This window comes from Alkalibacillus filiformis (assembly GCF_030814115.1).
In the GTDB taxonomy this organism is placed as follows: domain Bacteria; phylum Bacillota; class Bacilli; order Bacillales; family Alkalibacillaceae; genus Alkalibacillus; species Alkalibacillus filiformis.
In genome coordinates, this window is record NZ_JAUSUP010000002.1 from 187,864 (window position 1) to 202,813 (window position 14,950).

Below are 14,950 nucleotides of genomic sequence, written 5' to 3' on the forward strand. Positions count from 1 at the left end.
TAATATCTAGACCTTAAAATTCCTTCTGCTTGTTTCTAATTCACTTTAATTACATTTAGTGTAACTTTGCTTAAAGGGGTTAAAAAGGTTACAATCAGCATAATTATGTCCCCCTTTTAAGAAGAGGTGATCTAGTGATAATAGAACGATATTTTACATTGCGATCTAACTTAGAACATTTATCTCCAGATGAAAATTATTGTTTTAAGCTTAGAGAGTTGGAAGAAATATGGTCTTGTTCGTTAAAAAATGTTAAGAGAATTTTAAAAAGACTTGAAGAAGAAGGATTTCTAATATATACGCCTGGAAATGGTAGAGGTAATGTTTCTAAAGTTAGATACTTTAATTATTTCCAAGAGGATGTCAAAGGATATATTAAAAAATGTTCTGAAGAAGAAGAGTTAGATAAGATTGCTGCAATACTCAGACTTCCAATTCCTGAAGATTGGATATCAGATTCATCAGAAGAAATTCGAAGATTACTGGGGGCTAATCAAACTGAGTCAAAACCAAAAGACGTACTTCATGTTTTTAAAACAACAAATATTACAAGCTTAGACCCATTAGATGTTTTTACTGCTTTCGAAACTCATATCCTTGAGCATATAGGAGATACCCTAATCAAATACAATGATGTCCAAAAACGCTTTGATCCACACCTTGCACATCACTTTAAGTATGATCCTACAAAAACAAAATTGACACTCTATCTAAGAAAAGCTGTTTACTTTCATGATGGGAGGCACCTCACTAGTAAAGATGTAAAATGTTCTATAGAAAGGTTATACAAGTCTAAGAACTACTCTTGGATGGTTAAAAACATTAACGAAGTAGTTTGTGTAAATGATCATAAATTGGAAATTCTACTTCATCACCCAAATTCTCTTTTTCTACACTATTTATCAACCATACACTTTTGCATCCAACCTCATGATATAGACAACATTGATAATAAATGGATTGGCACTGGACCATTTATAATAAAAGAAAAAAATGAAAATAAGTTATTAATACAAGCGAATGATTATTACTTTAAAGAACGCCCATTAATTGATGAAATTCATTTCTATATTGTAGCTAAAGATATACCTCAATTAATATCCATAAATAATGAGCCATTATCCAGTTACAACAACTCCCAACACAAATTAGATAGTACTAGCCTAAAATTCTTATCACTAAATTTAAATAAGAGTAGCATTTTAGATAATAAGAATTTTCGTGAAGCCATATATCACTTATTAGATATAAGGAAAATGAAGGATGATTTAACTGATGAAATACTGGAAGCTGATTATGAAATTATAGGCACGTCAAAACATAAAGATCCAAAAAGAATACCCCATTTATTAAATCTAGCCAATTATCAAGGTGAACAGCTCAATATATATTATATTGATCAAAAAGATGCAGAGGATGAGGCAGAATGGCTGAAATACGAAGCAAAACTTCACGGTATAAACCTCGAGCTATACCCGTTTAATCCAAATGATTCATCTATAAACATGAACAATATTGACATACTTCTCATTGAGTTAACATTTCTACCTAATTTGCACTTAACATTTTCTTATGCACTCAACAATAACGCTTTAATCTTTAATCAAATGTTTAACAATGAAATACAAAAATACACACAAGAAATAATTTATAAGTTTGAATCAGAACAAAAAGAATGGAAACGTTCATATATAATAAAAAATACAATTGAATATATACTTGGTGAATTATTTATAATACCTCTATATTCACCTCAGAATTCTAAGGTAATTAATAATAACATTTATGGAGTTGAAAACCATTTGTTCGGATATGTAGACTTTACTAAAGTTTGGGTAGACGATTAGATAGTGGTAGCTACTAAATCCTTCTTTATTGTGCTAAAAAGGTAACATGTAGAAACTATTTAAAAATCCGAAGCTAATGCTTCGGATTTAATCTTCTGCTAATATGGCAGTGGCCATACCCTCAGGATTTTGATTTTTCTTCTCCCATAGATTCTAGGAGTTGCGTGGTAGCTAATGCACTAAACGGTAATGGAACATGATGTTTAAGTCCTTGGTTGTTAGCAGCTGTTAAATCATTCAGCAGGATATTCAAGGTAGTATCTGCAGTCCACTCAGACACATCACTCCAATTTCTAACTACCCAGCTATCACCTGTACTGACTTCTAATAAGTTCAATAACTCATCTTCAGGTAAGTTGAAATGCTTCGCTAATTTAAGGCCTTCTGCAACCGCGTTCATATTAATTCCTAGAATAAGGTTGTTAATTAACTTGGCAATTTGGCTATTGCCTGTTTCGTTCCCGTAGTAAAATATGTTGGAACCCATCGCCTCAAAGTATGGCCGAAACGACTTTACGATATTTTCAGGACCCGAAACCATAATGGACAAGGTACCCGCTTCAGCACCGGAAACGCCTCCACTCACACCAGCATCAATTAAATTCAAGTCACTTTCTTCTTCTACTTTTTGGTTTAATTGTTTCATCGTATCTGGGTCAAGTGTACTCATACAAATGACCGTTTTACCCTTCGTCTCACCAGTGAAAAGACCATCCGTTCCAAAAATGACCTCAACATTCTGATCATAGTCACGCACCATCGATATAATCGCTTCATCAGATTGCTCGGCCACTTCTTTTAAAGTTTCTACCATTGTTATTCCTTCTGTTTCAGCTTTTTCATAAACGCCTTTAAAAGCATCATAACCGATGACTTCAAAACCAGCTTTCTTTAAATTAACGGCCATTGGAAAACCCACTGCCCCTAATCCTACGAAACCAATTTTTTTACTCAATGGTCCTGCCTCCTCAATATTAATAATTTCTCTTATCGTAACCACTTTAATCATTCACATCAAATAAAAGCGCTCTAATCAATGTGAATCAACCTTAGGAACTTTCAAGATAAGTGGAATTTTTTAGTAAATTTATATATTCTTATATATGTTTTGTGGTTATTTCTTCAACTGATTTTTTTCAACAAAATCATCAAAATCGTCTTTTGTATTTTGTTCTAAGCGGTTTTCATTATATTTTTCATATTGCTCAATGGCAATTTGATCAGCCACGGTCTTCGATACTTTTCCAGCGTTTTCCAGAATATCTCTTTCATTAAACTGAAGAAATGCATTTAGTTTACTAATCCAATCTTTCATGTACATTGGTCTTTGCCTCTCTGCTTGATCTTCTGCATAATCCAAATACATTGTTACAATTCGATTTAATGACTTTAACTCTTTTTCATTTAAATAATTTTTAGCGACTGTAACATCCGGCTTACGAACTTTGTCTCCTTTCCAAGAAGTCAAACCCATATTTTCTTCTTGAGCACTAGCTCTATTGGCGATCAGTTCGGCAGCCGTTTGACCATGTATAGCAAAATGAAGTTTATTTTGAACTGTTGCAAAGAATTCCTGTGTAATTTCTGCTCTAGGATCATAATCAACAGATGTAGAATAAATATCAGTGATTTTGTTATAAAACCTCTTCTCAGAAGCACGGATATCTCGAATTCGTTCAAGGAGTTCGTCGAAATAGTCTTGACCAAAATTACGCATTTCTTTTAAGCGTTCATCATCCATTGTAAAGCCTTTGACCAAATATTCATTCAAACGTTCTGTCGCCCACTGGCGGAATTGTGTGCCTCGATGGGATCGAACTCGATAACCGATTGCGATAATCATTTCGAGATTGTAGTGTTTTGCTTTTCTTTTTATCTCTCTTGAACCTTCATTTTGAACTTGTAAGTAATACTTACAAGTTGCTTCTTCTTGTAATTCGCACTCTTCGTAAATTTTTTTTATGTGTAATGTGATATTTTGTGATGATGTTTGATAAAGCTCTGCTATTGCCTTTTGAGTCATCCAAACTGTTTCATTTTCTAATCTTACATCTATTTTTGTATTTCCTTCTTCAGTTTGGTAAATCAGGATATTTGTGTAATTTTGCATTACACCTCTCACTCCCTTTATCGCCTATTTCCTATTATTATATCATTTTTAGAACATTTGTTCTTTTATTGATTATAAAAAACCCTTCAAACTTTTTACTGTTCAAAGGGGTATCTTATATCAACTTTCATTTTATTGCTCTAATAAATTTCTTCTCCCTCTGCTTTACAACTATTTATGATAAGGTTCGCCATGGTTAATTAAGAGGCAAAAAAAGCACTGGAATTTACCTTCCAATGCTTTCTAATTAATCTATTTTCAGTCATAGACTAGCTTCTATGAATTTAATGTTCTTTACTTTTATTCATTTAAAGGATAATTCTCTAGCAAATTACTGTACTTTTCTCTACGCGCGGTATTTGAATTGTTAACAAAGTCGGCAGTGTCAATAAACTCAATTAGATAGTGGCTTTGTTTAGATGATAGATTATTATAATCAATTTCTTTATCAACGGTTAATCCAATTAAATAGGTTAGTATATCAACTCTTTCAATTTTTTCCAAACGATCATTTTCGCTCATAAATTCTAAAGTATCATTTAGTGCCTTTAAAGTTATTGATATCATTTCTTTAATTTCTTCTACACTACGACTACCAATAGCTTTAGCTTTTGTATCAGAAGGGATGGGACTAAAATTTCCTTTTTTATCACCACCAGTAACTTTGAAATATGCAGCGTTCAAAGTAGCTAAAGGAATTGATACTTCGGCAGATTTTTTGGGCATTAAATGTTCTAATTCCTTACTTTCTAGTTCTTTAACAAACGGATTTACATAATCTGTATAGAAGTCAATGCCTTTGACAAGTAAATCTGTTAAATAAACCATATCTCCTGTAACACGGCTTCCAGCTAAGTTTAAGACTTCAAACCATTCCATTTGCTCTACCTTAGATAAATTAGTAGCAAAGTTAACCACATAGTAGTATTGCTGGTGCTTTTTTCGAATTGTGTTCAATAAATCTTTTGTATTATCTTCTTTTAAATACTCTTTGCTGTTCACGTATTCTAAATATTTGGTTTGATCTTTGTTGTAAAGTTTTCCAACAGGTATTTGATATTCTTTAACTGTTTCTTTATTTCGAAGCGAAGTAAATTTTCCTTTACGCAAATCAAGTACGATATCTTCAACATCCTCATGGTCAACATGAGCTTTATAGTTAGTGGAAAGCCTCTGTTGTCCATCAACTACTGAATGTTTTCCTAATAAACTTTCCTTATTAAGTATTTCTCTGTCTAAAAATCCAATTTGTTCGATAACCTGTTCAGGGTCATCAATAAAATTAATAGAGATAGGGGCTACAGGGGACTTACCAAGTAGTTGATAATTAAATAAATCAACCATTTTAGGTAGAGTCCAACGAATATAAGTTTGATAAATCGGGAGAACCATTTTACCTTGTTCAATCTCGTCACACAATAACTGTAACGTCATATCTTTTCTTTCCTTACTAGGATCAAAAACTGCCTTTTTGTATAAATCCATAACACTTTTTTTCAAAAAATCACGTCCCTCTGTTTTTAAGTATATTTAAATAATACTCAAACAAAATAGAGAAGTCAATGTTTTTTTGGTAACTTATTAACTGCAGCTGTGTTTTTTAGTTCATTTTTTAACGAAAAATTAAAGCTGCTCCTATTTTTTGTTTATAGTAAATGTGTTTAAATTTATCAAGAGTGCAAATATAGTAATGTATCTCTTCACTATTGATTGTGGTTTTTTCTCCTTTTAACTGCGAATTGCTATAAACATCATCTTATGCAGGTTGTTTACAATCCAGTCTGATCTGAGTAAAAAATGACTTTGGTTTCGATAGTCATAAGTGTCTCATTTAATACTCTCAACAACAGTTTGAATTTCCCTACTTTCAACGGAATGAAATTCCCTAGTTTCTATAACTTAGCTGGTTGGATACCAGCTTGTTTCTTAGGTTTTTGCCTATAAGGTTTGATAAAATCCCGAAGGATGGTCATTTTGCCCTCATAACCCATGGCTCGTATCTCGTCTAATAACACCGAACAGTTTGTCGCCCCCTCTTGAACCCGTTCTTTTAAATAGTCTTTGAATGGTTCCAGCTTGCTAACTCTTGATGATACCTGTTTCAGTTTGAATAGTTGATCTGATTTTATGTACTTACGAATGGTTTTAGGATCAACCCTTGTTTCATTCACTATAGTCGTAATTGACCACCCTTTTTGATAAAGTAAACTGCCAATGTACAATTCTAATCTAACTATTATGTACAAAAAGATTTACATATATCAATTTATCCACTCACTTTCATCTAGTTTCAGACAGTATCACTTTATACCACAAATAATTCTTATTTTCCTGAAAATTATATTCAAAATAAAAGCAAGGAACCCAAACAAAAGTTCCTCGCTTTATATCAGTTAATTAATTTCTTAGCAGCCTATCAATTTGCTCTTTATTGAGCGTAATACTTGCATCACTTTTCTTTACCATTAACGGTGATACGGTTCACCCCTATTAATCCTATACCCCCGATAAACCTGCTCCAACAAGATCAACCGCATTAACTGGTGTGGATAAGTCATTTTGCTAAAGGAAATGGCGTAGTCACTTCGTTGTTTAACTTCATCGCTTAGGCCGAGTGAACCGCCAATGACAAAAGCGATCTTACTCTTGCCATATGTAGCTAAGTCGTCCATTTTCTTGGCAAAGGCTTCTGATGTTAATGGCTTGCCTTCGATTTCAAGTGTGATGACATATGTATCTGTGGATATCTTTGTTAATATCTTTTCGCCTTCTTTATTTTTGACCGCTTCTTCTTCTGCTTCACTCATATTGTCTGGTGCTTGTTCATCTGGTACTTCTTCTATTTTCACTTTGGCATATTTACTAAGCCGCTTCATATATTCATCGATGCCTTGTTTTAAGTATTTTTCTTTTAGTTTTCCGACTGAGACAATTGTAATGTTCATTGTCGCACCTCCATCTACTCTTAGTATATCTTAAGGTTTAAAAACAATAAAACCCTGACTACGCATAGCCAGGGTCCATACTTTTATGCTGTTGCCCACTTACCGACCGTTTCAACGGCTGAACGGCTTGGGAACAATTCCTTAAAGATTTTATAATATAATGCTTCTTGTTTACTTCTTAATTCTACTGTTGCTTCTTGTTGATATGTTTTCAATTCTTCATCAGAAATTGTCTCATTCGCATGCTGTTCTAAAATGTCTAATGCGCCGCTTCCTTCTGAGAATTCTTCCTTTTTACGCCAAAGGACACTTTCAGGTAGTACACCATCAAAAGCTCTTCTTAAAATCGTCTTCTCCATTTGACCTTCTTTATGCAGCTTCAACTCAGCTGGGATCTTCAACGCTTCATCGATCAGTTTTAAGTCTAGGAAAGGAACTCTTAACTCTAATGAATGCGCCATACTCATTCGATCGGCGCGTTGTAGATTTATATTGTGCAGTGAATTAATGATTCGAATAATCTCATCGTTTAAAACTTCTGTTGTATTGTAGTCTTTTAAGTAATCATAACCAGCGAAAAGCTCGTCTGCACCTTCACCAGATAAAATAACTTTAACGTGTTGTGATGCTAATTTTGAGACGAAATAGTTTGGCAAAGCACTTCTAACGAGTGATGGTTCGTACGATTCTAAGTGGTAGATCACAGTACGGATCACTTCGACTAATTCTTCTTTCGTATAAATATATTCATAATGGTCAGTTCCAATTGCTTTTGCTACTTCGCGAGCGCGTAAGACGTCTTCGCTTCCTTCAGAGCCGACACAAAATGATTTTAAAGGCGTTTGACCTTCATAATGCTCTTTAGCAATCGCAGCAATTAAGCTACTGTCTAAACCACCACTTAGTAATACACCGACTTCAACGTCAGATAATAATCGTTTTTTAACAGCATGCGTTAATGTATCATTAATCGTTTCACATATAGCCTCTTGGTCAGGCTCGCGCATATCTTCTGGTTGCTGAATTTCGCGATAACAAACAAAACCCGTCTCAGGCGTATAATAATGACCAGCTGGAAATTCGTAAACGTCTTCAGTCATTAAATATAACGTCTTTAACTCTGAAGCAAAAACATACTCACCATTTTCATCTTTGGCATAATACAATGGCTTAATGCCTAAAGTATCTCTTCCAGCTACAAAAGTATTGTTCTCATCATCTGCTAAGAAGAAAGCAAACATACCGTCTAACTTCATAATGCCATCCACACCTTTATCCTCATACAGCTTTAAGACGATTTCGCTATCCGATTTCGTTAATAACTTATCCTCATATTTTTGTTTTAATTGTGGATAATTATAAACCTCGCCATTAACGACTACCCATTTCGTTTCACCTTTATTTGTAATAGGTTGAATACCATCGTCTAAACCGATAATCGATAAACGTTGATGACCTAAATGAAAATGATTGAGTCGTACGTCTTTTCCTTCATCTGGACCTCTGTGCTTCATGCTTGATAGCACGGGATCCATTTCTGTTTTGTTTAAAAATCCTGTTGTCGCAAATATTCCACAAATAATTAACACCTCATTTATTATTTTTAAAATTTAATATTGTTTAACATTCTACCAAATGTTCGTCTTTTTACAAGTCCGTATTACAACTATATTTATGCACAGTTTACTAACTCCTGATTTAACAAGTGTTTACTTGTCCATAAGTTATACACATTCTATGTGTGCAACTTGTTTATAAACATGAAATTCAATCAATTCCTGGGGAAAAGTTAAGGTTATCCACAGGTTTATCAACATATTAACATATGTTCGTGCTATATTTAGTTTCAACTTAATCTCTTAACACAATATATGGTCTAGTTAATTTATTTTACCCACATTTTGTGCATAAACCTCTTAATAATGTGGAAAACCACTCATTTCCGAACAATATAAAAAGACTTACCCACATTGTGAGTAAGTCTTCTTCATTTAAAACTCCTGTGATGTTAACGTGAGACTTGTTTCATAACGTTCTCCATTTCGGTAGAACGTTATGTCAATTTCATCACCTGGGTTTGTTTCATTGTATAAATACTGTCTTAACTCATAAACATTACCGATTTCTTCACCATTCATATCAATGATGACATCGTACTGTTCAAGTCCTGCTTGGTCTGCTGGTGATATGGTCTCAACTGATGCGACTAATACACCACGATCAACATCTTCAGGTAAATTCAGCGTGTTGCGTAAATGGTGTTGAGCAACATCTTGTAAAGAATATGGTGAAATACCTAAGTATGAACGCGTCACCGCTCCTTGTTGCTCTAATTCTTCCATGATTGGTCGGGCCATATCAATTGGAATGGCAAAACCTAATCCTTCTAACTGCGGTGATGCAATCTTCATTGAGTTAATACCGATTAACTCGCCTTCTAAATTCACAAGAGCACCACCTGAGTTACCTGGATTAATCGCTGCATCGGTTTGGATCACTTCCATTTGCCAATCGATTACGCCGTTTTGTGTGTAGTCTATTGGAATTAACCGGTCCATCCCACTAATAATTCCTTGTGTTACTGACCCAGCAAATTGAAGACCAAGTGGGTTACCAATTGCTAAAACTGGTTCTCCTACATTGATCGTTTCTGATTGGCCTAACTCAATGACTTGATCAACGAATGTATCTTCTACTCGTAAAACTGCCAAGTCAGAGTACATATCGCCACCAATGACTTCGGCTTCTACTTGCTCTTCTTCTGAGAAAACGACTTCAACAGAGTCTGCACCTTCAATAACGTGATAATTAGTCACAACGTAAGCTTCGCCATCTGTTTGTTTATAAACAACTCCTGATCCTGTAGGGGCATCGTCTGGGTCTTGTTCCATTTGTTGACCGAAAATATTTTGATTTTGAATATTAACGACTCCTACAACAGCGTCCGAAACTTCATCTACTATGTCTGTTATTTGTGACTGAATGTTTACCTCGACATTCCTTTGTTCAGCAACGTCTTCTTCGTTTAACTCTTGGTCAGTTGTACCCGTTTGTTCATTTGTGTTATTGGATAACACATCAGTACCTGTTATTGCAGATAATGCAAAAAACATGATTGCTGAACCTATAATGGCGCCAACGATTGCTGCAAACCATGGGCGGCCCTGTTTTTGCTTTGATGATTTAATATGATCATCATAGTAACCCATTTAAAACACCTCACTCATTCTATTAACTTTAAAGATGTAAAATAGGTGTCGGCTTCACAGGACTTGTATTTTCTAGCTGTAAAGCCTCTCCTACAGGAAATCCATTCTCCTTCAGTCTCTGCTCTACACTCATTCGAGCTAAATCAACCATATTGTTATCTTGGCTTAAATGGCCTAAATATATTTTTTTCGTTTGATCCCCAATGACATCCATCATGGCATGTGCCGCATCATCATTTGATACGTGGCCTAAATCACTTAATATTCTACGCTTCACATTCCATGGGTATCTCCCCATTTGTAACATACCCACATCATGATTAGTTTCAAACAACAGTGCATCAGCATTTTCGATTGTTTTTTTCATTCGTTCAGATACATAACCGGTATCCGTTAACACGGCTACTTTTTTATCTTCATAGTGAAACACGTAAAACATTGGCTCTGCCGCATCATGTGAAACACCAAAACTTTCAATGTCTAATCCAGAAAAGTTTTTAACTGTTTCCATTTCGAATTCAAACTTTTGATCAGTCGTCACTTTGCCAATAGAATGATCCATCGCTTGCCATGTTTTAGCATTAGCATAAATCGGTAAGTTATACCGTCTAGCCATAATGCCTAACCCTTTTATGTGGTCACTATGTTCATGTGTCACTAAAATACCATCAAGGTCAGGTGGATCAACATCTACCTCATTTAAGAAGCTTTCAATTTTCTTACCACTTAAGCCAGCATCCACTAACAATTTCGTCTTATTAGTCCCTATATAAAAAGCATTACCCGAACTTCCTGATGCTAGTACACTAAAATGTAAACTCATTCACTTTCACTCCGCATAAATTCTTGCACTTGGTAGTCTATAAAATAGGAAATCGCTTGGACGAAGTTTTCCTCATCGTTCGGAATTAACTGTCCTTCTATTGCGTTGACGAAATAATTCCGTTCGTCATTAATTGTTATTTTCCAAGTTGGTGTAAAAATTTGTGGTCCTTCTTCAACTAACGTATGATAACCTAAATTCATACCTGTCACTTCATCTTGTCTTTGTAAAACCGATGAATATAAGGCTTCAATTGCGTTAATTGGGTCTAATACTGTTTGTTCTTCACTTTGAACAGCAGTATCACTTAAAATACGCTGGGCATAATTAACAGCTTCACCATCTTCGTTTAAGGTCACCGCAACTAACCCTGAAGTGTTAAAAAACACCGTTCGGTCATTTTGCTCTTGAAAGTACAAGATTAAGCGCTCATCATACTCACCCCAAAACTCATACTCACTACCACGATGAATTTGTTCTAATAACTCATCGTGGTTACCATTAAATTCAAAAGGCTCATCAAATTCACTTAAAATTGTATCTTCATTTAAGAGAATCATTGTTTGATTGTTAGCAGAATCAGCTATGTTAGCAAATTCTTCTTCTTCAAACTCATAACGCTCAGCCGATATATATACTTCACGCTTGCCTCTTTCCGGCAGTTCCCCAATCTCAATTTCATCAGCGACCAGTTGATCTTCAAAACTTGTTTGGGCTAACATTTCAAGATTTGTATCTCCAATTTTCTCAAGAAATTGTTGAGCAAGAAACAAGTTTAAAATTAAAAAACTAATAATAAACAGTGTTTTAATTTGTCCCCACTGCATACTTATCCATCCTCCTGCAAGGTGATCCGGTCTTCAAAGTAGCTCAATGGACGCCACACACCGTTTGCATACTTTATAAACCATGTTGGTTCCAAAAAGATTAAGTTGTTCGCAGAATCGGAGTCTCGAACGACCTCATAACCAATTTTAATATCTTCAATCGCCGGTAAGTAAAATTCATCAGAAGCATTTTCTAAAAATCTATAGACTGACTCACCTGACTGTATCGTAACTTGGTCTCCTTCACCGAGGTCAAAGCGGTTGGTCACTCTAAACAATGGTCTACTTAACGCTTGCAGCTCTTGAGGTCCCCATGCTTGCTCCATTAACATATATCCATTGTCATCAAAGACAGGTAAACCATTTTGGTGAATTCTGTAGTCCACCACTTGATTCATGTAATTAACACTTTCTAAACGGAAATCATCTGTCCAACCATAATGGTCGTTTGTAAAATCAAGGCTTCTTAGCAAAATATCTTGTCTTCCTGAATGTTCTCCTCCTGATACTGGAGGTTTATAGTAGCTCAAATATTGACTGCTTGAATTAAATGCATCTACTAATGTTAATAGTCTCGTACCATCTGTATAATTAACTTCATTTTCATCTTCTACGTTTTGTTGACGGACTAACGATGGATTACTAAACAAAACATTAACTAACGGTTGTTCATTTAAATCTTCTGTAAAGACTGTCTGTTGTGGAATTTCCGTCTCTTCAGTTGTTAGATAAATAAAGCGTTCCTCGTCGAAACCGATATCCACTTCTTCAACTGAAGCCATATCTGAACGATAGAAATAGTTTTGAATCGTTTCGTAAGCGCTAACCGATTCAATTTCACCATTCAGAACTTCATCTTCATAATCAGACATGAAAGTTACTTCTATTCTTTCCTCAGAACTCTGAATTAATTGAAAGTAAACTCGATTAAATGTATGGTCATGCTGGAATTCAAACTGATCCACGTTAAATATTTGGTCAATTAAACTGATCGGTACATCTACAGGGAATACGAGTTCCATGTTAGGTGACCAAAGTCCCCAAGAGCCACTTGATATATGTGAATCTATTTGTGAGAAGGACCATTCGGTAATCTCTTCAAATAGTTCCGCTTCTTCTTGTTTGTCTGGAATGATGGCTGAATCTTTCGTTGACTGTCTCGTTTCATTAAAAACAATCTGGTCAGGTTGTAGAACTTGGCTAAGATGTTTAGGCTCACCATCTAATTCTGTTTCTTCTAGGTAAGTAGCTTGGTCTAATTCTTCATACTCTGGCTGATATGTCCACAAAGCTAACGTGAGTAACAAGCTTGATAAGACTAATATAACTAATAAAGCTGTTTTAAACTGTTCCTTTCTCATGAACTACGCCCCCGTTTCTTTCGCATCAACGGTAAGCTAAACGAAATCGTCGTACCTTTGCCTTCACGGCTATCGGCCCAGATCTTACCGTCATGGGCTTCAATAAGCTCCTTAGCAATTGCAAGTCCTAAGCCTGTCCCACCTAATTGACGTGTTCTCGCTTTATCGACACGGTAAAAACGATCAAAGACTTTCTCTAAGTTCTCTGTTGGTATACCTACCCCTTCATCAGAAACTTGCGTTAAAATATGGTGGCGCTCTTTTTTCACAGTCACATTAATCTCTCCACCCTCAGGTGAATACTTAATGGCGTTTGAAATAATGTTATCCAATACTTGTGTTAATTTATCTGAGTCCATCCATACATAACAATGGTCTTTAGGTAAATTACGGGTAAGTGATAAGCCGTCCTTTAAATTAAATGAAAAACGATCGACGACTTGATCAATATACTTAACATATTCTACGCGTTCTTTTTCTAACAAGTAGTCTTTATTATCCATTTTAGATAGCTGTAATAGATCATTAACTAATCTAATCATTCTTTCTGATTCATTTTGAACGACATTTAAGAACTTAGGTGCAATTGTCTCATCTTTCCATGTTGAACCGTCTGTTAATGCTTCTAAATAACTTCTCATCGTCGTTAATGGAGTACGTAATTCGTGTGAAACGTTAGCTACGAATTCGCGGCGCTCTCTTTCCACACGTTCTTCTTCTGTTACGTCACTAATTACGGTTAGGAAACCATTCATCTCATCGGCTTCATCTTGAATAGCTGAAAAGTTCGCTTTTAACAACAACTCTTGGTCGTCATCTGAGAAGTCAATAATTGTACTTCCTATCTCTTTAATTTCCTCTAAATTGTTTACATGCGAGTTCAAACCTAAAACATCTAAAAGTGGTTCACTTTGTACTTCAATATAGTTTTTCCCAATGAGTTTGGAAGCCGGTTCGTTCATTAAGATAATGTCACCATGTTCATCAGTCGCAATAACGCCATCGGTCATATTAGATAGAACCGAACTTAACTTCCGGCGTTCACCTTCTGTTGTAGCTTGAGCTAACTGTAGCTGATCATTTAACTCATTAAAACTTACAGCTAATTGCCCAATCTCATCTTCACCGTAAACATTTACTTTTTTAGAATAATCACCTGTCGCCATTACTTTCGCTTGTCTTCGCATTTCAGTAATAGGTCTTGTAATTGTTCTTGCTACTAAAACCCCGAGTAACGCCGATACAGTTATAGCGAGTGCGGTACCATTAGCAAAGATCCGGTTAATGTCATTTAATTGTGTGTAGACACCTTCCATTGAAGCTTCTAATGAAAGGGCGCCTACAATTTCATCACCATTTTCTATTGGCGTCGATATAATTAAAGTTCTATGACCATTTTGAGGATTATAGACGATATTCTCCTCACGGTTACCTGCAGATAGAGCACGTTGTATCCTTAACTCCGTTGTTCGATTACCAATATTCTCTCGGTCAAATTGACTGGTTGTGCCTAAAACACGGCTATTGTTATCAATGACTTGGATCCCGGTAATATCATCAGAGTCAAAGTCATATATGATTGACCTTACATCGGCTTCTATTGAAGGTGAGTCTTCATCTCTTTCTTCTGTTAATGATTGTTCAAGGTTATAATTTAACAATTCAACACGCTCGTTAACTGATTCAGTAAAATTCTCTAATAGCTGAGTTTCTAATTGTCTAGCAAAATAAGCACCAATAACTTGAATCGCAATTAACAAAAGAAGAATATAAATGATGATGAACTTTAATTGTATCGATTTAAAAAAGCTTTTGAGCTTTCCCATTT

General features: G+C 35.2%; 11 protein-coding genes. 1 reads left to right on the forward strand and 10 read right to left on the reverse strand.

The annotated features are described in order from the left end of the window. Positions 1-134 precede the first annotated feature (134 nt). Positions 135-1,847, forward strand: a complete 1,713-nt coding sequence (locus J2R98_RS06510) for an ABC transporter substrate-binding protein (RefSeq protein ID WP_307067291.1) — start codon at positions 135-137, stop codon at positions 1,845-1,847. A 121-nt stretch (positions 1,848-1,968) separates the two neighbouring features. Here the strand turns inward: J2R98_RS06510 and J2R98_RS06515 are convergent, their stop codons facing one another. From J2R98_RS06515 to walK, 10 genes are all read right to left on the reverse strand, one after another. Beyond that, positions 1,969-2,802 carry an NAD(P)-dependent oxidoreductase gene (locus J2R98_RS06515; RefSeq protein WP_307067293.1) on the reverse strand — a complete coding sequence of 278 codons (834 nt, stop codon included), beginning with the start codon at positions 2,800-2,802 and terminating at the stop codon, positions 1,969-1,971. Positions 2,803-2,961: 159 nt separating this feature from the next. Next, a complete protein-coding gene (locus J2R98_RS06520; protein ID WP_307067294.1) occupies positions 2,962-3,957 on the reverse strand; it encodes a virulence RhuM family protein in 996 nt (331 codons plus the stop codon). 300 nt (positions 3,958-4,257) lie between these two features. Further along, entirely contained in the window at positions 4,258-5,457 is a 1,200-nt protein-coding gene (locus J2R98_RS06525; protein ID WP_307067296.1) for a GmrSD restriction endonuclease domain-containing protein, read from the reverse strand. Between the two features lie 965 nt (positions 5,458-6,422). Further along, positions 6,423-6,902 (reverse strand): 23S rRNA (pseudouridine(1915)-N(3))-methyltransferase RlmH, encoded by a 480-nt coding sequence (gene rlmH / locus J2R98_RS06535; RefSeq protein ID WP_307067298.1) that lies wholly within the window; start codon positions 6,900-6,902, stop codon positions 6,423-6,425. An 83-nt stretch (positions 6,903-6,985) separates the two neighbouring features. After that, entirely contained in the window at positions 6,986-8,491 is a 1,506-nt protein-coding gene (gene asnB / locus J2R98_RS06540; protein ID WP_307067300.1) for an asparagine synthase B, read from the reverse strand. A 402-nt stretch (positions 8,492-8,893) separates the two neighbouring features. Next, complete coding sequence (locus J2R98_RS06545) at positions 8,894-10,111, reverse strand: S1C family serine protease (RefSeq protein WP_307067302.1); 1,218 nt, start codon at positions 10,109-10,111, stop codon at positions 8,894-8,896. Between the two features lie 28 nt (positions 10,112-10,139). Beyond that, on the reverse strand, positions 10,140-10,934 hold the full coding sequence (locus J2R98_RS06550; protein ID WP_307067303.1) for an MBL fold metallo-hydrolase: 795 nt from the start codon (positions 10,932-10,934) through the stop codon (positions 10,140-10,142). Further along, positions 10,931-11,761: a two-component system regulatory protein YycI gene (locus tag J2R98_RS06555; protein ID WP_307067305.1), complete on the reverse strand. Its 831-nt coding sequence runs from the start codon at positions 11,759-11,761 to the stop codon at positions 10,931-10,933. The genes J2R98_RS06550 and J2R98_RS06555 overlap by 4 nt, the downstream gene beginning before the upstream one ends. Positions 11,762-11,763: 2 nt before the next feature. Next, positions 11,764-13,122 (reverse strand): YycH family regulatory protein, encoded by a 1,359-nt coding sequence (locus J2R98_RS06560; RefSeq protein WP_307067307.1) that lies wholly within the window; start codon positions 13,120-13,122, stop codon positions 11,764-11,766. Further along, entirely contained in the window at positions 13,119-14,948 is a 1,830-nt protein-coding gene (walK, locus tag J2R98_RS06565) for a cell wall metabolism sensor histidine kinase WalK (protein ID WP_307067310.1), read from the reverse strand. The genes J2R98_RS06560 and walK overlap by 4 nt, the downstream gene beginning before the upstream one ends. Between the last annotated feature and the right edge of the window lie 2 nt (positions 14,949-14,950).

Excerpts from the sequence above, each read along its gene's own strand:
- J2R98_RS06520 (WP_307067294.1), bottom strand. The coding sequence starts at position 3,957 with ATGCAAAATTACACAAATATCCTGATTTACCAAACTGAAGAAGGAAAT.
- rlmH (WP_307067298.1), bottom strand. The coding sequence starts at position 6,902 with ATGAACATTACAATTGTCTCAGTCGGAAAACTAAAAGAAAAATACTTA.
- J2R98_RS06545 (WP_307067302.1), bottom strand. The coding sequence starts at position 10,111 with ATGGGTTACTATGATGATCATATTAAATCATCAAAGCAAAAACAGGGC.
- J2R98_RS06550 (WP_307067303.1), bottom strand. The coding sequence starts at position 10,934 with ATGAGTTTACATTTTAGTGTACTAGCATCAGGAAGTTCGGGTAATGCT.
- J2R98_RS06555 (WP_307067305.1), bottom strand. The coding sequence starts at position 11,761 with ATGCAGTGGGGACAAATTAAAACACTGTTTATTATTAGTTTTTTAATT.
- J2R98_RS06560 (WP_307067307.1), bottom strand. The coding sequence starts at position 13,122 with ATGAGAAAGGAACAGTTTAAAACAGCTTTATTAGTTATATTAGTCTTA.
- walK (WP_307067310.1), bottom strand. The coding sequence starts at position 14,948 with ATGGGAAAGCTCAAAAGCTTTTTTAAATCGATACAATTAAAGTTCATC.